This window comes from Rhizobium sp. CBN3, from assembly GCF_030518245.1.
Lineage (GTDB): Bacteria > Pseudomonadota > Alphaproteobacteria > Rhizobiales > Rhizobiaceae > Rhizobium > Rhizobium aethiopicum_A.
In genome coordinates, this window is sequence record NZ_JAULSE010000009.1 from 146459 (window position 1) to 166385 (window position 19927).

Consider the following 19927-nt stretch of genomic DNA (forward strand, 5'->3'; position numbering starts at 1 on the left):
AGCTTTCTTATCGAGTCAGCTTCAATTCTTACTCGCCGGTCGCAGCATGTTGTTCAGCAGCGGTAGACGCGTCCTTCTCAGATGCGCTCGCACAGGCGGTAGAAGACCGCACCGGAATGTATTCGCTCATTCCCTTTGCGAGGAATCATGAAAAATCTAAAGATATCGAAGCAGCTCATATTGCTGATCGTCGGCTTGATGGCGGCCTTTGCGATCGCCACGTCCCTGCAGATCCGCTCCTCGGTCGATGCGATTTGCAAGGAGCGTTACGACATGCTCCGTGCCGAGGTTCAGTCGGCGATCTCGGTTCTCAAGCTTTACCAGGCCAAGGTCACCGCAGGCGAAATGACGCTGGAGGATGCCCAGAAGCAGGCTTACGCCACCGTCAACGGCATGAAATACGATCCGGACGGCTATTTCTTCGGCTACAGCTACGATGTCGGGATGCTGTTCCACTATGATGCCTCGAAGGTCGGACAGAACCTGAAGGGGCAGCCGGACAGCAAGGGCAAGCTCTATCGCGAAGAGCTGGTCAAGCTCGGCCAGCAGGGTGGCGGTCTCGTCGAATTTTATTCCACCAGCAAGCCGGGCCAGCCGGCCGGCGATTATCGCAAGACGGCCTATGGCCAGGCCTTCGACCCCTGGAAGGTCGTCGTTGTCACCGGCGTCTATATGGACGATCTCGATGCGCAGATTAATAGCACGATCCTGACCGCGCTCTCCGGCAGCATCGTTCTTTTCTTCCTGGCCATGGCTGCCGCCTACGTCGTCATCCGCGGCATATCGGGGCCTCTCAACAATGTCCATGCCGCATTGAAGGCGGTCTCCGAAGAGGACGTTTCCATCGTCATCCCGCATACGGGCATGAACAATGAGGTCGGTATGATGGCGAAGGCGACGCTGTCGCTGCAGGAGAAGATTCGGGAACGCCATCAGATGTCCGATCGTGAGGCGGCCCAGCAGCTGGCGCTGGAAAGCGAGCGCGAAAACAACCTGCGCCAGCAGCAGGACGAGGCCGCGCTCCAGGCCCGCGTGGTGACGACGATCGGCCAGGCGCTGGAGCTGATCGCCCGCGGCGACCTTACGGTCCGCTGCGCCGATCTCGGCCAGAAATACGCCGCCCTTCGCGACAACTTCAACGATGCGCTGTCGCATCTCGAAGCCGCCATGGCCAAGGTCAGCGCCAAGGGCAGTGACATCGGCACCAGCAAGGAAGAAATTCGCCGCGCCTCCAACGAGCTGTCGCAGCGCACCGAGCGCCAGGCCGCAAGCCTGGAGGAAACATCCGCCGCCCTCGATGAGCTCACCGTCGCCGTCCGCCAGACCGCCGATGGCGCCCATGAGGCGAGCAAGCGCGTGCATGCCGTCAGCGCCGAGACCACCCATAGCGATGCGATCGTCAGCGAGGCGATCGAGGCGATGAGCGGCATCGAGAAATCGTCTTCGGAGATATCGAAGATCATCGGCGTCATCGACGAGATCGCCTTCCAGACCAACCTCTTGGCTTTGAACGCCGGCGTCGAGGCGGCCCGTGCCGGCGAATCCGGCAAGGGTTTTGCTGTCGTCGCCCAGGAAGTGCGCGAACTCGCCCAGCGTTCCGCTGCCGCGGCAAAGGAGATCAAGGACCAGATCGCCCGCTCCTCCAGCCAGGTCGATCACGGCGTCCGTCTGGTCGGCGAGGCAGGTGAGGCGCTGAAGCGCATCTCCGACCAGATCAAGGCCGCCAACGAGATCGTCGCCAAGATCGCCCACAGCGCTTCCGAACAGGACACGACGCTGCGCTCGATCTCCTCGTCGGTGAACCAACTCGACGCCGCCACCCAGCAGAACGCCGCCATGGCCGAGGAGACCACGGCATCGGCCGAGACGCTCGCCAGCGACACCGACGAATTGATCGATCTCATCCGCGGTTTCCGCGTCAACAGTGCCGCTGCTGCTCCCGTTGCGCATCAAGGTCGCCGCGCCGCCTAGCGCAATTCCAGGAAAAGTGTGAAACGGTTTTCCGTCAGGAACTGCGTAAAAACATAAGCGGCGGGGACAATCAGAGTTTTCAGCACCAAAATCTTAGCGGCCGTCGGTTCTCCGGCGGCCGTGTCGTTTTATTGTGCCAGACGGTCGATCAATTGGTCGATTTCCCCATCGGAAAATACTTCGACGCCGGCCGCTTTCAGCGCCGCCGCCGTTACGCCGTTGCCGGCCTGTCGGCGTCCGGAAAACGTGCCGTCATAGATGAACCCGGAGCCGCAGGACGGACTGCCGTCGATGAGCAGCGCATAGCGGCAGCCGGTCTGCCTTGCCAGCGCCACGGCATTCTCCGCCGCCTGCAGAAATTCCGCCGTCACGTTGCCGCCGGTCAGTTCCACAACCCGCGCCCTGCCGGCCAGCACCTCTTCGCCGGTCGCTCCATCCGCGATCTCCGCCGGCGGCCGCGGCACCGCCATACCCGCCGACATCTCCGGACAGATCGTCACCAGCCGCCCTTCGGCCCGCCATCTCTCGATCGCCGGATGAAGCAATGGCTTTGCCCGCCCGTCATAGCGGACGGCCTGGCCCATGAGGCAGGCGCTGACGAGGATCTTGTCTTGCATGCCGATTGAATAACGCCGCAGTGGCGGCAATGCCAGTGTTGGTGACAGCTCTCCGAGAGATACGAACTGTATTTGCCGTTCATTTCATTTGCAGCGACTTCTCGACTCCCTCTTCTCCCCAGCGGGGAGAAGGTGCCCGTAGGGCGGATGAGGGGGCCGGCGAAGCAGGTCTTTCCTACAGTGCCCATGCAACCTCCGACCGCGCTGTGGCCGTCTCGACCGTGCTCGTGACATAGGGGCAGGTGCTATCGTCGGTGTATCGGAACAGGATTTACGTGAAGGATGTGCCGTGCGGCCCCCTCATCCGCCTGCCGGCACCTTTCTCCCCGCTGGGGAGAAGAGGACATGCCGCGACCTCACCGTTCTTGCCGGGCTCCCGAGACGTGTGGCTCGAATCTGGTAGACGGTGCCAGACTGGTGCGAAGCGGGCTTAACCCAAGCATCCACGTGCAAGTGCCCGATCGTGCTGGCTATATCACCCCGAAATCTTCGAGAAATCCGCCACCGTTCCCGTTGCCTCGCGGATCAACCGCAGCAGGGCGAGGCGGTTGGCGCGGATGGCGGCGTCCTCGTCGTTGACGAGCACGTCTTCGAAGAAGCGGTCGACCGGGCCGCGCAGCTTGGAAAGCGCTTCCATCGCCGAGCGGAAATCTTCGCCGGCAACGGCATTCGCCGCATCCTTCGAGGCGCTCGATATGGCGGCGAACAGCTCCTTCTCGGCATCGAGCCTGAAGAGCGCCGGCGAAACGCCGTCGGCGATGACGGTGCCCTTCTTTTCCTCGGCGGCGAGCAGCTGCGTCGCGCGCTTGGTGCCGGCGAGCAGGTTCTCGCCGTCCTCCGAGGTGATGAAGGCTGTCAGCGCCTCGACGCGGCGCGCCACCATCAACAGGTCGTCGGCTTCAGGCGTCAGCACCGCGTCGATCAGATCGTGCCGGGCGCCCTGGTCGCGCAGATAGACCTTGAGGCGATCATGGAAGAAGGAGAGCAGATCGCCATCCTTGGTCGTCGCTAGCAGCGGCAGACGGACCCTGCGCTCCAGCAGGATGCGAACGACGCCGAGGGCGGCACGTCGCAGCGCAAACGGGTCTTTCGAACCTGTCGGCTTCTCGTCGATCGCCCAGAAGCCCGTCAGCGTGTCGAGCTTGTCGGCAAGCGCCAGCGTAATCGCCACCCTGTCCTCCGGCACGCGGTCCGACGGACCCTGCGGCTTGTAATGGTCCTCGACCGCCGCGGCAACGGAGGCGTTTTCGCCCTGCAGCGCCGCATATTTGCGCCCCATCAGACCCTGCAGCTCCGGGAATTCGCCGACGGCTTCGGTGCGCAGATCCGCCTTGGCGAGCACAGCGGCACGATCGACGAGAGCCGCATCCGCGCCGGTGATAGCGGTGAGTTCCTTTGCCAGCGCCCGAACGCGAGCGACCCGATCGCCCTGCGTACCGAGCTTGGCATGGAAGGTCACGTCGAGCGCGTCGAGCTTGGCCATGCGCTGGTCAAGCGGCTTCTTCAGGTCGAGACCGAATTTTGCTGCAGATGTTTTGAGTGTCTCGAGATCGGGCATGTCGCCCTGGTCGCGCTTCCAGAAATGCAGCGCATCGGAAAGACGAGCGCGCACCACCTTGCCGTTGCCGTGGACGATCTCCTTGCCGCCGTCATGCGCCTGGATGTTGGAAACCAGGATGAACCTGTTCGACAGCGTCTCTTCACCCTGCTTGCGGGTGACGAAGCACTTCTGATTGGTCTTGATCGTCAGGCGGATGATCTCGGAGGGAATCGAGAGGTAATCCTCCTCGAAGCTGCCCATCAGCACCTGCGGCCATTCGACGAGGCCGGAGACTTCCTCCAGCAGGCCTTCGTCCTCCACCAGCTCGAGGCCGTTGGCAAAAGCGATGTCGCGGGCATCGTGCAGGATGATGTCCTTGCGCCGCTCGGCGTCGAGGATGACCTTGGCCTTTTCCAGGCTTGCCGCGTAGTCGTCGAAACGCCGCACGGTGATCGCCTCGGGCGCATGGAAGCGATGGCCGTAGGTGACGTTGGAGGCGGTGATGCCGTCGATCTCGAAGGGGATGACGGTGGTTTCTTCATGCTCCGGGCCGAAGGTGCAGACGATCGACTGCAGCGGCCGCACCCAGCGCAAGGCGCCGGGTTTTGAGGAGGCCTTGCCCCAGCGCATCGATTTCGGCCAGGGAAAATCGCGGATGATGCCCGGCATCACCTCGGAGACGATTTCCTCCGTCGCGCGGCCCGGCTTCGAAATCACCGCGACGTAGAAATCGCCCTTCTTCGGATCGCTCACCACCTGCGCCTCGGAGACCGACGACAGGCCGGCGCCGCGCAGAAAGCCCTCGATCGCCTTCTCGTTGGCGTCTGTGCGCGGCCCTTTGCGCTCCTCGCGCACATCGGCGGAGCGCGCCGTCAGACCGTGAATGTCGAGCGCCAGCCGCCGCGGCGTCCAAAATTCGCGCGCGCCTTCATAGGACAGACCGGCTTCGACAAGCGCATCGGTGACGAGCTTCTTCAGGTCGCCGGCAGCCTTGCGCTGCATGCGGGCCGGAATCTCTTCGGAGCGAAGTTCGAGAAGAAGGTTTGGCATGTCACTCTTTTCCTTGCGCCCGCGGGAGGGGCGATCCAAAAACGTTGCTTCTGCTATCAAAGAATGCCGCATCTGCACAACCGCAAAAACGGCGGAGAGCCATGGGGTGGGCCGACACGCTGATGACCCCCAATTCCCCAACTTCCGCTGTGGAAACCACAGTCGGGCATTGCCTTGCCGCTTTTCGCCGCTATGGTCCCGCAACTTTCGTCGATATAGGAAATCCCATGGCCGCTGACCTCCGTTTCCTCGCCGCCCGCATCTCGGCCGAAATCAATGCTCGGCCCGACCAGGCCAAGGCTGCCATCGAGCTGCTCGACGAAGGCGCCACCGTGCCCTTCATCGCCCGCTACCGCAAGGAAGTGACGGGCGGGCTCGATGATACGCAGCTGCGTAATCTTGCCGAGCGGCTGGTCTATCTGCGCGAACTCGAAGCCCGCCGCGATGCGATCGTCGAATCGATCACCGGCCAGGGCAAGATGACCGACGAGCTGATGGGGAAGGTTGCCGGGGCCGAAACCAAGGCGGAGCTCGAGGATCTCTACCTGCCTTACAAGCCGAAGCGCCGCACCCGCGCCGAGATCGCCCGCGAACGCGGCCTCGGCCCGCTTGCCGAGGCGATCCTGGCCGATCGCGGCCGTGAACCGGCGGCTGTCGCCGAAGGCTTCATTACTGCTGATGTGACCGACGTGAAAACGGCGCTTGAAGGCGCGCGCGATATCATCGCCGAAGCCATTGCCGAAAATGCCGACCTGCTCGGCAAGTTGCGCGCCCATCTACGCCAGGCTGCGCTGCTGAAAGCCAGGGTCGTCGACGGCAAGCAGGCGGCGGGAGAAAAATTTTCCGATTATTTCGATCATTCCGAACGCTGGGCGACTGCGCCGGGCCACCGCGCGCTCGCCATGCTGCGCGGCTGGAACGAGGAAGTGCTGACGCTGACGATCGAGGCCGATGCCGAGACCGCCTCGCCGAACAAGCCGGTCGAACGGATGATTGCGGCGGCCTATGAGATCGGTGCAAGCCGTCCCGGCGACCGCTGGCTGATGGAGGTCGCCAGCTGGACCTGGCGCGTCAAGCTTTCCATGTCGCTGTCGCTCGACCTGATGCGCGAGCTGCGCGAAAGGGCCGAAGAGGAGGCGATCCATGTCTTCGCCCGCAATCTCAAGGACCTGCTGTTGGCTGCCCCCGCCGGTTCGCGCGCGACGATGGGGCTCGATCCCGGCATTCGCACCGGCGTAAAGGTCGCTGTCGTCGACGGCACCGGCAAGGTGGTGGCGACCTCGACCGTCTATCCCTTCCAGCCGAGGAACGACGTGCGCGGCGCCCAGATCGAGCTTGCCTCGCTGATCCGCAAGCACAATGTCGAGCTGATCTCGATCGGCAACGGCACCGGCAGCCGCGAAACCGAAAAGCTGGTGGCCGACATGCTGGCCGAGCTTCCGGCGCCGAAGCCGACCAAGGTGATCGTTTCGGAAGCGGGCGCATCGGTCTATTCCGCCTCGGCGACCGCAGCGGCTGAGTTTCCCGATCTCGACGTGTCCTTGCGCGGCGCCGTCTCCATTGCCCGCCGCCTTCAGGATCCGCTCGCCGAACTCGTCAAGATCGAGCCGAAATCGATCGGCGTCGGCCAGTATCAGCACGATGTCGACCAGCAGAAGCTGTCGCGTTCGCTCGATGCCGTCGTCGAAGACGCGGTGAACGCCGTCGGCGTCGATTTGAACACCGCCTCGGCGCCGCTGCTATCCCGCGTCTCCGGCCTCGGCCCATCGATCGCCGAGGCCATCGTCCGCCACCGCGACAGCGAGGGCCGTTTCGAAACGCGGCGCGATTTGCTGAAGGTCGCAAGACTCGGCGGCCGCACCTTCGAACAATGCGCCGGCTTCCTGCGCATTCCGAACGGCAAGGAGCCGCTCGACGCCTCCTCGGTCCACCCCGAGGCCTACGGCGTCGCCAAGAAAATCGTCGCTGCCTGCGGCCGCGATCTGCGTACGCTGATGGGCGACAGCGCCGTCTTGAAATCGGTCGATCCTCGTCAGTTCATCGACGAGAAATTCGGTCTGCCGACGGTTCGCGACATCCTCGCCGAGCTGGAAAAGCCCGGCCGCGACCCGCGTCCAAGCTTCAAGACCGCGACCTTCGCCGAGGGCGTCAACGAGATTTCCGACCTGACGCCCGGCATGGTGCTCGAAGGCACCGTCACCAATGTCGCCGCCTTCGGCGCCTTCGTCGATATCGGCGTGCATCAGGACGGTCTGGTGCATGTGTCGCAGCTTGCCGATCGTTTCGTCAAGGACCCGCACGAGGTCGTCAAGGCGGGCGATGTCGTCAAGGTGCGCGTCGTCGAAGTCGACGCCAAGCGCAAGCGCATCGGCCTTTCGATGCGCCGTGACGACGGTTCCGCCGCTGCTCCACCTCGTGGTGATTCTCGCGGAAATCAGGGTGGCCGGCCGCAAAACGACAGGCGCCCCGCCGCGCCCAGACAGGAGAGCCAAGGCGCCTTCGGTGCTGCACTCGCCGAAGCCATGAAACGAAAATAACGGCTTACCCGTCATTTCGGCAAAAATGCAACAGTTTGGCAGCGTTCTTTGCGGACTGCTAAATCCGGCGCTTGTAAGGCGGAGGAGAGTTATTAAGTTGATGTGACCATCCTGTCACATTTGCGAGGCGTCCATGGCGTCGGCTTTCCTATCGATTGTCCAGCAAATCATCCGCAAGGGTTCGTTGAAACTTACCCTTGCCAATGGCGAGACCCACGTGATCGGCGACGGCACCGGAGACATGGTGGTCGCCCGGCTTGCCGATCAGGAGGCCGAAGACGCCATTCGGCGCGACCCGACGATGAAGCTCGGCGAGATGTACATGCAGGGGCGGTTCATTCTCGAACAGGGCAATATCTACGACTTCCTGTCGCTGGTGAAGCAGAACACCACCAACGAGATCTTCGATTTCAAGATGGCGGCGCTGCTCGTCGGCCGTATCGCCTGGCAGCAGCTGAAGAGCCGCGTGCCGATCAATCGCAACAAGCACAATGTCGCCCATCATTACGATCTGTCGGCCAAGCTCTTCGATCTTTTCCTCGACGAGGATTGGCAATATTCCTGCGCCTATTTCGAACCGCCGGGCATCAGTCTCGACGAGGCACAGCTCGCCAAGAAACGCCATATCGCCGCCAAGCTGCTGCTTCAGCCCAACCAGCGCATCCTGGAAATCGGCTCCGGCTGGGGCGGCATGGGCATGTATCTGACGGAGGCGACTGAAGGGGCCGAGTTCACCGGCATCACGCTCAGCGAAGAGCAGCTGAAGGTCTCCCGCTCACGCGCCGAAAAGCGCGGCCTGTCCGAGCGGGTGCGTTTCGAGCTGCAGGACTACCGCAGCATGAACGGCCGGAAGTTCGACCGCATCGTCTCGGTCGGCATGTTCGAGCATGTCGGGATCGGCAATTACGGCAATTTCTTCCGCAAGGTGGCGGACCTGCTCGACCATAACGGCGTCATGGTGCTGCATTCGATCGGCCGGCCGAAGCCGAGCTTCGGCACCAATGCCTTCATCGAGAAATATATCTTTCCCGGCGGCTATATCCCCTCGGTCGGCGAGGTGGTGGCGCCGCTCGAAAAGGCGGGGCTGCTGGTCAGGGATGTCGAAATCCTGCCGATGCATTATGCCTATACGCTGCGTCATTGGCGCGAGCGTTTCGTGGCGCGCAAGGCCGAGGCGGTGGCGCTTTACGACGAGCAGTTCTTCCGCATGTGGGAGTTTTATCTGGCGGGTTCGGAGATGGGCTTCCGCTGGGATGAGCTGTTCATCCTGCAGATCCAGATTGCCAAGAACCAGTTCGCCGTTCCCGACAACCGCAACTATATCGCGCAGAATGAAGCGAAGCTGAAGGAATTCGAGGCGAGGCGGGCACCGCTGGAAAAGGTGACGTTCTGATCCCGCGGCGTTTGTGATGAAAAGAGACTGCTGATGAGCAATGTCTTTCCCGAAATTTACCTGGTCCGCCACGGTGAAACCGAATGGAGCCTGTCCGGGCGCCATACCGGGCGCAGCGATATTCCCCTGACGGCGAACGGTGAGACTGCGGCTCGAAAACTCGCCGAGCGGCTGGCCGGCCTTTCCTTTTCCGCCGTCTGGTCGAGCCCGTCGGCGCGAGCCCATAAGACCTGCGCGCTCGCCGGCTTCGGAGCGGGCGCGGTGATCCGCGACGATCTCGCCGAATGGGACTATGGCGCCTATGAAGGCGTTACCACCAAGGCGATCCTGGCGGAGCGCCCCGGCTGGCAGCTCTTTCGCGACGGTTGCCCGAACGGCGAAACGGCCGCTGACGTCGGTGCCCGCGCCGACACCGTCATCCACGCGCTTCGCCAAGCGGCAGCCCCCATCCTGATCTTTTCCAGCTCGCATTTCCTGCGCGTCCTGGCCGCCCGCTGGCTCAGCCTGCCGCCGCAAGGGGGCGCATATTTCTCACTGGATACGGCCAGCATCAGCGTGCTCGGCTATGAGCACGACCTGACCGAACCGGTCATTCGCCGGTGGAACCAGAGATAGGGCGACTGGGGGAGGGTTTTGCGGAATTCTATAACTGATGGCATCGGCTGCGGCCCCCTCATCCGGCTGCCGCCACCTTCTCCCCGCTGGGGCGAAGGGGACGTGTCGCGAGGTCTCGATCCCTCTTCTCCCCAGCGGGGAGAAGGTGCCCGTAGGGCGGATGAGGGGGCTACACGGCACGCCTTTCATTGAGCGCCCTTTGTCGCCGTGGTTAACATTGGCGTAACGACCTCACGATAAATGTAGCCACCGCCGCTCTCCGCGGCTGTGTTTTTGCGTTTTCTGGAGTGCGGACGTGTTTCATCGATCAGTCGTATCGATCTCCCTGGCTATTGTCTTTTCATCCCCTGCCTTGGCGCTCGCGCAGGAAAGCGGCCAGCATTTCTGGTCCGGCGACTGGTATCTGAGCGTCGGTGTCGCCGGCTTTTCCGCGCCGAAATTCGAGGGTTCACGGCGTTATGAATTCCGCTTCAGCCCGCTGATTTCGGCCGGCCGGCAGGGCTCGGCTCCGCGCTTTTCCTCGCGCAACGACAATCCGTCCTTCGCCCTGATGGATAATGGTGCTTTCCGCGCCGGCATCGCCGGCAAATTCGTGCCTTCGCGCGACGAGGGCGACGGTCACGAGCTGAAAGGCATGAAGAAGGTCAAATGGGGAGCGGAAGCCGGCGGCTTCGTCGAAGTCTATCCGACCGATTTCCTGCGCGCCCGCGCCGAAGTTCGCCAGGGCATCCGCTCGCATGACGGCGTCGTTGCCGATCTCGCCGTCGATGCCTTCACCGACATCGCCCCCAACCTGCAACTGTCAGGCGGTCCACGCGCGACATTCGCCACTAGCGGCTATTACGATGCCTATTACGGCGTCAACGCCAAACAGTCGGCGGCGAGCGGGCTTGATCAATACAAGCCGTCGTCGGGCATCCAGTCCTATGGCGCCGGCGCGGCTCTGACATGGAAGGCGACGGAAAACCTGTCGGCCAGCTCTTTCCTCGAATATAAGCGACTGGCGGGGCCGGCGGCCGACAGCAGTCTCGTGCAGCAGCGCGGCTCGAAGAACCAGCTGCTCATCGGTGTCTCGGCGACCTACAGGTTCAATTTCTCGCTGCAATAATTTAATGCATGTCGCCCGGAAGTGTGCGCGGTTCCGGGACAACGACATGCATAAACGCAATGCACGTCGCTCGGAAGTGTGCCACGGTTCCGGGACAACGACATGCATGAGCAAAGAGCCAAAGCGCGTCCAATGCGACGCGCTTCTTGGCGCTGCCGCGATCGCTTCTTGACCGGATCGCCAGCCGGCCGCTAGATGAACGGCATGCAAGATACAGGCGAGTTCAACGATCGCGTCTCCGACGCACCTTCCGATAACTGGGTCTACCGGATCCTGCCGCCATGGCTCTGGCCTTATGCGCAGCTCGCACGCTGGGATCGCCCGATCGGCTGGGAGCTCTTGATGTGGCCGTGCTTCTGGTCGGCCACGCTCGCCTCCAATGCGGCGATCGGGCAAGGGCTCTATTCCGGCAGCCTGCTGGTGTCCCACCTTTTCCTCTATTTCATCGGCGCCGTCGCCATGCGCGGTGCCGGCTGCACCTATAACGATCTCGTCGACCACGAGATCGACATGGAAGTGGCGCGCACCCGCTCGCGTCCGCTGCCCTCCGGCCGCGTCACCCGCGCCCGCGCCAAGATTTTCATCGGCATTCAGGCGCTGGTCGGCCTTTTCGTGCTCTTGCAATTCAACTGGTTCACTGTCTTTCTCGGCCTGCTCTCGCTCGGAATCGTCGCACTTTATCCCTATGCCAAGCGCTTCACCGACTGGCCGCAATTCTATCTCGGCCTTGCCTTTTCCTGGGGCGCGCTGATGGGCTGGGCGGGCATTCTGGGTGGCCTCTCCTTTGCCGCCCTCCTGCTTTATGCCGCCTCCATCGCCTGGACGATCGGTTACGACACGATCTATGCGCATCAGGACAAGGAGGATGACGAGCTGATCGGCGTGCGCTCCACCGCCCGCCTTTTCGGTGATAAGACGAGGCAATGGCTGATCGGCCTTTATGGGCTGACGCTGGTGCTGATGTTTGCGGCCTTCGCGCTCGCCGGCGCCAATCTCATCGCCTTTATCGCCTTGTTCGGCGCGGCCGGCATGTTCGCCTGGCAGATCGTCCGGCTCGATATCAACGATCCCGCGCAATGCCTGGCGCTCTTCAAGTCGAACAACCGCGTCGGCCTGACCATCTTCCTCGGTCTGTTCTTTTCGCTGCTCTTCGCCCTTCCTTGAGGGTAACGGCGCGTGAAACGATAAACCCGGCACGAGTGCCGGGTTTCGAAATCGAAATGGCGCTGTCGCGATTTCGGTCAGTTGCGGGCGATGATTTCCTTGCCTTCGATCTTCATGGCGACGCCCAGCTGCCCGGTGGTGCGGCGCACGAGGAAGCGCGGACGGCGATTGGCGAAGTAGGAATGACGGCGGCGCGGCTTGAGGTCGCTGGTGCGCAGCGCCCCGATATGGTCTTCGAGCGGCCGGGCGACGCCATCGGCCTCGACCATCAGCATCGGAATGCGGAAGGCCTCCGACCAGCTGCGCCAGTCGGCGGCGATGTCGCTGAGATCATGGGCGACGAGCAGCGGAATGCAGAGTTCCGGATCCGCATGGTGAAGCTCGAGCGTGACGGTGACCTCGCCGTCGCCATGGTCGATGGCGCGGGCGGCGACACCCTTGAAGACGCGCCTCGGCAGGGCAATCGAGAGCGGCAGGCCGCTGGAGGGAAGGACTTTCCGCAGGACTGCGCCGCGTTCGTCGATCGTGATGCTGACGTCATCCGAACAATCATGGATGGCGTAGCTGATTTGCTGCGGGAAGCGGGACGGATCGAGACGCAGCGTCGTGCCAGCCCAAACGGGCTTCAAAACGGGATTGTTCATTTCATTCTACCCTTGTCTTACCTGAGAGCCGGTTTGCGGTCTTCTCCTCGGGACTTTTCGTCCTCTATGTCCGACAATAGGCGGCCCCCCTTCCGTACAGCTTAAAAATTGCGGTTAAGAAAACTTTGCCTCCCCTGATGGTTATCAAAACCGAATCCGGCAGGGTTTCCGGAAGGTGAACGGCCCGCCGTCCTGAAATGGCGCAATCCAAAGGTAAGTCTCGGGTAAGTTTTGCGTGGCAAAATGGGCTTACCAGCAGTTTGTCGTTCTTTAGAGATTTTGCCGAAAAGGGCGCTTTTCATGATCACGGCCTCCCTCGCGTACACGATCCTGTCGAAGGACATGACGTCGAGCTTGAACAAGGTCGCCTCGCAGGCGACGGTCAAGAAGGATGCCCAGTACTACGCCGACAACATCAACAAGGTCAAAGACGTCGACGACTTCCTCGGCGACTACAAGCTCTACAGCTACGCCATGAAGGCCTATGGTCTTGAGGACATGACCTACGCCAAGGCCTTCATGAAGAAGGTGCTCGAAAGCGATCTCACCGACCCGAACAGCTACGCCAACAAGCTCTCCGATACGCGCTACCGTGAATTCGCCGCCGCCTTCAATTTCAACGCACCCGAGAAGGACGTTCAGACCGACGCGCAGGAGGACGAGCTCATCGGCCTCTATAAGCAGTCCTTCGTCGATGCCGACAAGGCGGCTGCCACCGAGAGCACCTATTACAGCAACAATATCGACAGCGTGCAGACCGTCGACGACCTGGTCAACAACACGCGGCTGCGCACCTATGTGCTGAAGGCCTTCAAGATCGATCCCACCTATGCGTCCAAGGATTTCCTGCGGCAGGTGCTGACGAGCGATCTCAGCGACCCGACAAGCGTCGTCAACACGCAGGGCGGCGACAAGTACAAGGCGCTTGCCGCCCAGTTCAGCTTCAATGCCGACGGGACGGTCAACGGCAGCGCCCAGACCGCGACGCAGAAGTCGTCGATCATCGAGACCTATACGCTGAATAACCAGTCCGTCATCATCGACAATTCCGTCGGTTCCGATGTCGTTTATGTCAGCAAGACGGCGGCCGAATACAACCAGGCCTATTACACCGCCAAGATCGGCACGATCACCAATGTCGACGATCTCGTCGCCGACAGTCGCCTGACCTCCTATATCAAGACCGCCTACAGCATGGGCGCCGACTTCACCGCGCCAGCGCTGCGCATGGTGCTGACCGACCCCGGCTACGCCCAGCTGATGGGCTTCACCAATGTCTACAACGCCTTCAATTTCAAGGCGGACGGCACGACATCGACAACCGCACGTGCCCAGACGATCGACCAGTCGAACAAGCTGAAGGACGCGGCGGCAAGCACCGCCAATTATTATAGCGTGACCTCGCGGTCGAGCAGCATCACCAATGTCGACGACCTGCTCGCCGACAGCGTTCTGGCGCGCTACATCAAGGATGCCTACGGCCTCGGCACCAGTTTCAGCAATGCCGAGCTGAAGAGCATTCTGACGGACTCGACCTATGCCGCCGCCCAGGGGCATGCCGATCTCAATGCCGACTTCAACTTCCAGGCTGACGGCTCGATCAACGGGTCGGTGATTCAGACCGACGCGCAGCGCAAGTCGACCACCGACAAATCGGCGGCGAACGCAGCTCACTTCAACAGCATGATCGGCAATGTCACCAATGTCGACGACATCATGTCCGATCCCATCGCCGTCAGCTATCTCAGAACCAGCATGCAGATCGCCGACAGCGTCTCCGACGCAACGCTGAGGAGCTTCCTCGTCGATCCCTCGGCTGCCAGCGCCCAGGGCTACAGCGACGTCCACGATCTCTTCAATTTCAAAACGGATGGCTCGGTCGCGACCCTCTATTCCACGCAGAGCGCGGCGCAAAGCGCCAGCACGGCAAGCAAGGCCGACGATGCCGCCGTCTATTACCAGGCAACCATCGCCGGCATCTCCAATGTCGACCAGCTGCTAAGCGACCGGCGGCTGAATAATTTCATCCGCAACGCCTACGGCATCCCGTCGACCGTCAGCGATGTCGATCTGCGCGCTATCCTGACCGATCAGAGCGGCACCGGCACCTATGCCGACGTCGCCGCCGCTTTCAACTTCAAAGCGGACGGTTCGCTCGAGGACGGCATGGCGGCACAGACGTCCGCCCAGATCACCAACACGAAAATTGCCGCCTCGGCGCGCGCGGACGACTATTCCGCCCGCATGGCGACGATCGCCAATGTCGATGATCTCATCGCCGATCCCGCCATCACCAACTTCCTGAAGAGCACTTACAATCTGCCGTTCGATATCACGGACGCCGATCTCAAGAGCATCCTGACCGATGCGACCGCCGCCGCCGCGGCAGGCTATTCCGACTTCAATGCCGATTTCAACTTTGCCGCCGACGGATCGCTCCCCGTCGTCAGCTCGATCCAGACCGCAGATCAGGCGCAGACCACCAACGACAACTACATGGCGCGCTATGACGACGAGCGCGACGAGGCGATCGAAGAAGTCGCCGACAATTACAAGAGCATGATGGCCGACAGCAGCAGCCTCTTGAACTTCTCCGACGTCAAGACCGTCAATGATTTCCTGCGTACCAATCGAACGGCCGATTTCACCAGGAGCAACGACAATCTGCCGGATCTCTATCATGTCGCGCTGCAGGCCTTCGGCCTGACCGATCAGGACGTGCCGCGCTCAATGATGCGTAAAATCCTGACGAGCGATGCCTACGATCCGGACGGCTATGTCGCCTCGCTGAAGGACGAGCGCATTACCAACCTGGCGCGCGCCTTCAACTTCGGCCCCGACGGCAAGGCGGCCGCACCCCTCCAGGCGCTGCCAGACGCGACCATGGCCAAATACGCCACCGACTACAAGGCGCATGTCACCATGCTGCTGAAGGCCGGGCCGGTAAAGGACAAGGCATCGAAGGACGCGACCAAGGAGGTGGATTATTTTGCCAAAGGTATGGCGAAGGTGCAGTCGCTCGACGATTTCCTCGATGACAGCCGCCTGACCGATCTGGTGTTGAAGGCGAACAACCTCGACCCGAAGGATTACGACAAGGCGACGCTGAAGAAGATCTTCACCTCCGATCCCGACGACAAGAAGAGCTATCTCAACACCAAGGCCGATGCGCGCTTCAAGGATATCGTCGCAGCCTTCAACTTCGACAAGGACGGCAATCTGACCCGCGCCAAGATCGGCGCCATCCAGAACAAGGCGGCCGAGGACAATACCCAGGAGCTCTACCTGCAGCAGACGCTGGAGACCCAACAGGGCGAAAGCAACGACGGCGTCCGTCTGGCGCTCTACTTCAGCCGCAAGGCCTCCAGCGTCACCTCGATCTATTCGCTGCTCGGCGACAAGGCGCTCTATCAGGTCATCACGACGGCTTACAGCCTGCCGTCCCAGATATCGAGCATGGACGTCGCCAAACAGGCCGATCTCATCAATCGTTTCGTCAAGCTCGAGGATCTCCAGGATCCGAAGAAAGTCGACAAGCTGCTGCGGCGCTTCACCGCGATGTACGACGTCCAGAACAGCACCCAGCAGTCGCCGACCCTGCAGATCCTGACCGGCGGCGGCACGCAGCAGGCTTGAGGCAGTTCAGGCAGGAGCGCGGCGCCGACGGCTGCCCCTCACCCTAACCCTCTCCCCGTAAACGGGGCGAGGGGACTTGCCTAACGCAACGTCGAGATGGAGGAAGCCGGTGCGGCATATCCCTTCTCCCCGCGCGCGGGGAGAAGGTGGCGGCAGCCGGATGAGGGGCAAACCCTGACCGTCCGCCTCACCCCTCGAGGCTGATGACTTTCCCTGGGTTCATGATATCAGCCGGATCGAAGGCGCGCTTGATGCGGCGCATCAGTTCAATTTCGATGGCCGGGCGGATCGCCGCGAGTTCGTCGCGCTTCAGCTGGCCGATACCGTGTTCGGCCGAGATCGAGCCGCCATGGGCGAGCACTAACCCATGCACGATATGGTTCATTTCGCGCCAGCGGGCGATGAAAGCGGACTTGTCGGCGCCGATCGGCTGGGAAATATTGTAATGAATATTGCCGTCGCCCATGTGGCCGAAGGCGCAGATGCGGGCGCCCGGCATGGCCGCCAGGACGGCTTTCTCCGCCTCGGCCATGAACTGCGGGATCTTCGACACCGGCACGGACACGTCATGCTTGATCGAACCGCCTTCCGGCTTCTGCGCATCCGACATGCTCTCGCGCATATGCCAGATCGCCTTCTGCTGGGCGACGGAGGCGGCGATCGCGGCGTCCAGCACCAGACCGGCCTCGAAGCCCTGCTCCAGCACGCCATTCATCATCCGCTCCGCCGTCTCGGCCGAATCCGACGTCGAAATGTCGATCAGCACGTACCAGGGGTATGCCGCTTCCAGCGGATCGCGCACGCCCTCGATGTGGCGCGTGGTGATCTCGACGCCGAAGCGCGGCATCAGCTCGAAACCGGTGAGCGAGGTGCCGCAGAGGCTGGCGGCAAGATTGAAGAGAGCGAGCGCATCCTCGACCGAATTGAGGCCGGCGAACGCCACCTGATGGCCGAGCGGCTGAGGAAACAGCTTCAGCACCGCGCCGGTGATGATGCCGAGCGTGCCTTCGGCGCCGATGAAGAGATCGCGCAGGTCATAGCCGGTATTGTCCTTCTTCAGGCGGCGCAGGCCATCCCAGATCTCGCCGGTCGGAAGCACCACTTCGAGGCCGAGGCAGAGCTGGCGCATATTGCCATAGGCAAGCACGGCCGTGCCGCCGGCATTGGTGGAGAGATTGCCGCCGATGCGGCAGGAGCCCTCCGAGCCGAGCGACAGAGGAAAAAGCCGTCCATGCGCCTCGGCCGCCTTCTGCACATCGGCAAGGATCGCGCCGCCATCGGCGACCAGCACGTTCGCCACCGGATCGACATCGCGGATCCTGTTCATGCGCTCGAGCGACAGGATGATATCGGCCTGGCCGGCACGCGGCGTCTGGCCGCCGACGAGGCCGGTATTGCCGGTCTGCGGCACGATCGCCGTTTTGGTCTCGGTCGCGAGCTTCATGATCGCGGAGACCTCCTCGACCGCGCCGGGTTTCAGCAGGAGAGGCGAGGAGCCATGATAGAGCCCGCGGTTTTCGATCAGGTGCGGCGCCAGATCGGCCTCGCCGCGCAACGCATATTTTTCGCCGACGATTGCGGCGAAGCGGTCGAGAAGATCGGTGGAAATGCCGGGGCTGCTCATCAGGTCGATCCTCTGTCGCTTCTATCAGGTCAGTCAGTCGCGCGGGGCGCGGCAGCCCTTTGCAGCCGGTCGTTGATGGCTTCGCCGAGCCCATCGTCCGGGATGGGCGAGAAGGCGATGCTCGATACGCCGCTGGCATCGGCTCGCTTCATATAATCGAAAAGATTGGCCGCCGCTTCCGCCAGATCGCCGCGTGGGCTGAGATCGAGGACGATGCGTGCCGTACGCGCGCCTTCGACCGCCGCACCGCCGAAGGCGATCAGCGCTTCGCCCGGTTCAACTTTGGTCGCATTGAGGCGCACGCTGGCGCCCGGCGCATAATGCGAGGCGAGCATGCCGGGCGCCTCGATTGCCGCCGATGCCTTTTTGGCGCGCAGCAGCGGCTGGCCTGCGACGCGCTCGATCTCGCGCGCCGCCAGCCCGCCGGGCCGAAGCAGCCGCAGCCGGCCGCCCTCCGCCTTGACGATGGTGGATTCGACGCCGACGGCGCTCGGTCCCGCATCGAGGATCAACGGGATTCTCGCCCCGAGATCGGCTTCGACATGGACCGCACTGGTCGCGCTGATGGCGCCTGAGGTATTGGCGCTCGGCGCTGCGAGCGGCCGTCCGAAGGCGCCGATCAGGGTGCCGGCGAAGCCCTTGGGCACGCGCACGCCGACGCTGTCGAGACCGGCGGTCGCCAGCGCGTGGATCAGGCCTGCGGGCCTCAGCGGCAGCACCAGCGTCAACGGGCCGGGCCAGAAGGCTTCGGCGAGCGCCCGCGAGACAGGGTCGAACTCCGCATACTGTTCGGCCATCTCGAGATCGGCCATATGGCAGATCAGCGGGTTGAAGCGCGGCCGGCCCTTGGTCTCGTAGATGCGAGTGATGGCGGCCGGATTGGTGGCGTCGGCCGCAAGGCCGTAGACGGTCTCCGTCGGCATGGCGATGGCAAAGCCGTCGGAAAGAGCGGCGCAGGCCGCTTCGAGCGCCGCCTGCCTGTCTGCCCTGATGTCGATGATGCGTGCCATATGCTGCCCGTGTCTGGTTCCGGCAGTCATTAGGCTTTCCGTCGCCGGCGATCAATCGCCTTGTTGGCTCACAGTTGGCGGATGATTTCGCGCAGCTGCTCGTTGCGGGCGCCGAGCAGCAGGATATTGCGGATCGCTGCCTGCGGATCGTGGGTGCGAAAGAGCAGCCCGTTGCCACGCACCGAGCGGTCGATCGTCATCTTTTCGGAGGACTCCTCGCCCGGCTTGATCGCGACGGCGAAATACATCCGGGAATAGCCGACATCGATCCGTTCGAAGAAATTGTCGTTGTCGCCGATGTCGGAATAGAAGTTGGCGATGTAGAAGGCCCAGCTGACCTCTTCGTAGCGGGCGAATTTCGTGCGTGCCGCGGTGACGTGGCAATAACCGAGATGCGGGCTGTCCTGCAGCGTCCGATGGAAGATCATCTTCGGAAACTGGATCGAGTGGTGGAAGCCGTTGATGTGCTGATGCGTCTTCTCGCCGGCCGCCTGCAGCTTGCGGCCGGTCTTTTCGGCGACCTCGTCATGGGTGAGGTAGCGCCTTTCCTCGGCCAGCCAGTGGCGCCGGTCGCGGGGGATGCGGCCGGTGCGCAGGAATTCGGAATGGGCGGCGACCAGTTGCCGCTCCTGCGGCCGGATTACTTCTTTCGCGTCGAAATAGCGGAGTCTGGCCATGGTTTGCGTGCTTCGTCGGTCTGAGGTTGCCAGCAGGATAAGATCGTATGCTTAATGCGATGTTAAGAAGCGACCGGGGCATCGGACGGAAGCCGGCAATGTCGTAAATGCAACAATCGCCGATATCGAAGAGCCGCTCTCTTTGCCGATCTGGTCTTTACGCCATGTCGCAATTGACGATAATTGCCGATAGAGTCGGACGATGGCTCGACCGGGAAGGCCTGCCTGAAGCCTCGGCGCCTCCTGTCGTCAATTTCGAAGCCGATGTCGCATTACAACCAAGCGGCAGGAATGCCAGGTGATTAAATGGCGCCATGAAACAATTCTCCCGCGGGAGAAGG

General features: G+C 62.4%; 14 protein-coding genes. 7 read left to right on the forward strand and 7 right to left on the reverse strand.

Going from position 1 to position 19927, the window contains the following annotated elements; genetic code table 11:
* Positions 1-147 precede the first annotated feature (147 nt).
* Entirely contained in the window at positions 148-1971 is a 1824-nt protein-coding gene (locus QWJ46_RS15730) for a methyl-accepting chemotaxis protein (RefSeq protein ID WP_302752034.1), read from the forward strand.
* 128 nt (positions 1972-2099) lie between these two features.
* On the opposite strand, the gene QWJ46_RS15735 is transcribed toward QWJ46_RS15730, so the two are convergent.
* Together QWJ46_RS15735 and glyS are read right to left on the reverse strand one after the other, a co-directional pair.
* Positions 2100-2588: a DUF523 domain-containing protein gene (locus QWJ46_RS15735; RefSeq protein ID WP_184460478.1), complete on the reverse strand. Its 489-nt coding sequence runs from the start codon at positions 2586-2588 to the stop codon at positions 2100-2102.
* A gap of 475 nt (positions 2589-3063) precedes the next feature.
* Entirely contained in the window at positions 3064-5178 is a 2115-nt protein-coding gene (gene glyS / locus QWJ46_RS15740) for a glycine--tRNA ligase subunit beta (protein ID WP_302752035.1), read from the reverse strand.
* A gap of 227 nt (positions 5179-5405) precedes the next feature.
* Here glyS and QWJ46_RS15745 point away from each other — a divergent pair, with 227 nt between their 5' ends.
* From QWJ46_RS15745 to ubiA, 5 genes are all read left to right on the forward strand, one after another.
* Entirely contained in the window at positions 5406-7715 is a 2310-nt protein-coding gene (locus QWJ46_RS15745) for a Tex family protein (RefSeq protein ID WP_302752036.1), read from the forward strand.
* A gap of 133 nt (positions 7716-7848) precedes the next feature.
* Positions 7849-9108 carry a cyclopropane-fatty-acyl-phospholipid synthase family protein gene (locus QWJ46_RS15750; RefSeq protein ID WP_302752037.1) on the forward strand — a complete coding sequence of 420 codons (1260 nt, stop codon included), beginning with the start codon at positions 7849-7851 and terminating at the stop codon, positions 9106-9108.
* A gap of 33 nt (positions 9109-9141) precedes the next feature.
* Entirely contained in the window at positions 9142-9723 is a 582-nt protein-coding gene (locus QWJ46_RS15755) for a histidine phosphatase family protein (protein WP_302752038.1), read from the forward strand.
* A 295-nt stretch (positions 9724-10018) separates the two neighbouring features.
* Positions 10019-10831: a MipA/OmpV family protein gene (locus QWJ46_RS15760; protein ID WP_302752039.1), complete on the forward strand. Its 813-nt coding sequence runs from the start codon at positions 10019-10021 to the stop codon at positions 10829-10831.
* 204 nt (positions 10832-11035) lie between these two features.
* Positions 11036-11995 (forward strand): 4-hydroxybenzoate octaprenyltransferase, encoded by a 960-nt coding sequence (ubiA, locus tag QWJ46_RS15765; protein ID WP_302752040.1) that lies wholly within the window; start codon positions 11036-11038, stop codon positions 11993-11995.
* A gap of 77 nt (positions 11996-12072) precedes the next feature.
* Here ubiA and QWJ46_RS15770 read toward each other — a convergent pair whose 3' ends face one another.
* Complete coding sequence (locus QWJ46_RS15770; protein ID WP_085777167.1) at positions 12073-12639, reverse strand: DUF6101 family protein; 567 nt, start codon at positions 12637-12639, stop codon at positions 12073-12075.
* Between the two features lie 101 nt (positions 12640-12740).
* A complete protein-coding gene (locus QWJ46_RS15775) occupies positions 12741-12941 on the reverse strand; it encodes a hypothetical protein (protein WP_302752041.1) in 201 nt (66 codons plus the stop codon).
* On the opposite strand from QWJ46_RS15775, the gene QWJ46_RS15780 reads away from it, so the two are divergent.
* Positions 12940-16275, forward strand: coding sequence for a DUF1217 domain-containing protein (locus QWJ46_RS15780; RefSeq protein WP_302752042.1), 3336 nt, complete (start codon positions 12940-12942; stop codon positions 16273-16275). The two genes, QWJ46_RS15775 and QWJ46_RS15780, sit on opposite strands and share 2 nt — an antisense overlap.
* Before the next feature lie 187 nt (positions 16276-16462).
* On the opposite strand, the gene QWJ46_RS15785 is transcribed toward QWJ46_RS15780, so the two are convergent.
* From QWJ46_RS15785 to QWJ46_RS15795, 3 genes are all read right to left on the reverse strand, one after another.
* Positions 16463-17899 (reverse strand): FAD-binding oxidoreductase, encoded by a 1437-nt coding sequence (locus QWJ46_RS15785; protein WP_302752043.1) that lies wholly within the window; start codon positions 17897-17899, stop codon positions 16463-16465.
* A gap of 29 nt (positions 17900-17928) precedes the next feature.
* Positions 17929-18909: an L-threonylcarbamoyladenylate synthase gene (locus tag QWJ46_RS15790; protein WP_302752098.1), complete on the reverse strand. Its 981-nt coding sequence runs from the start codon at positions 18907-18909 to the stop codon at positions 17929-17931.
* 68 nt (positions 18910-18977) lie between these two features.
* Positions 18978-19586 carry a DUF6656 family protein gene (locus tag QWJ46_RS15795; protein WP_302752044.1) on the reverse strand — a complete coding sequence of 203 codons (609 nt, stop codon included), beginning with the start codon at positions 19584-19586 and terminating at the stop codon, positions 18978-18980.
* Between the last annotated feature and the right edge of the window lie 341 nt (positions 19587-19927).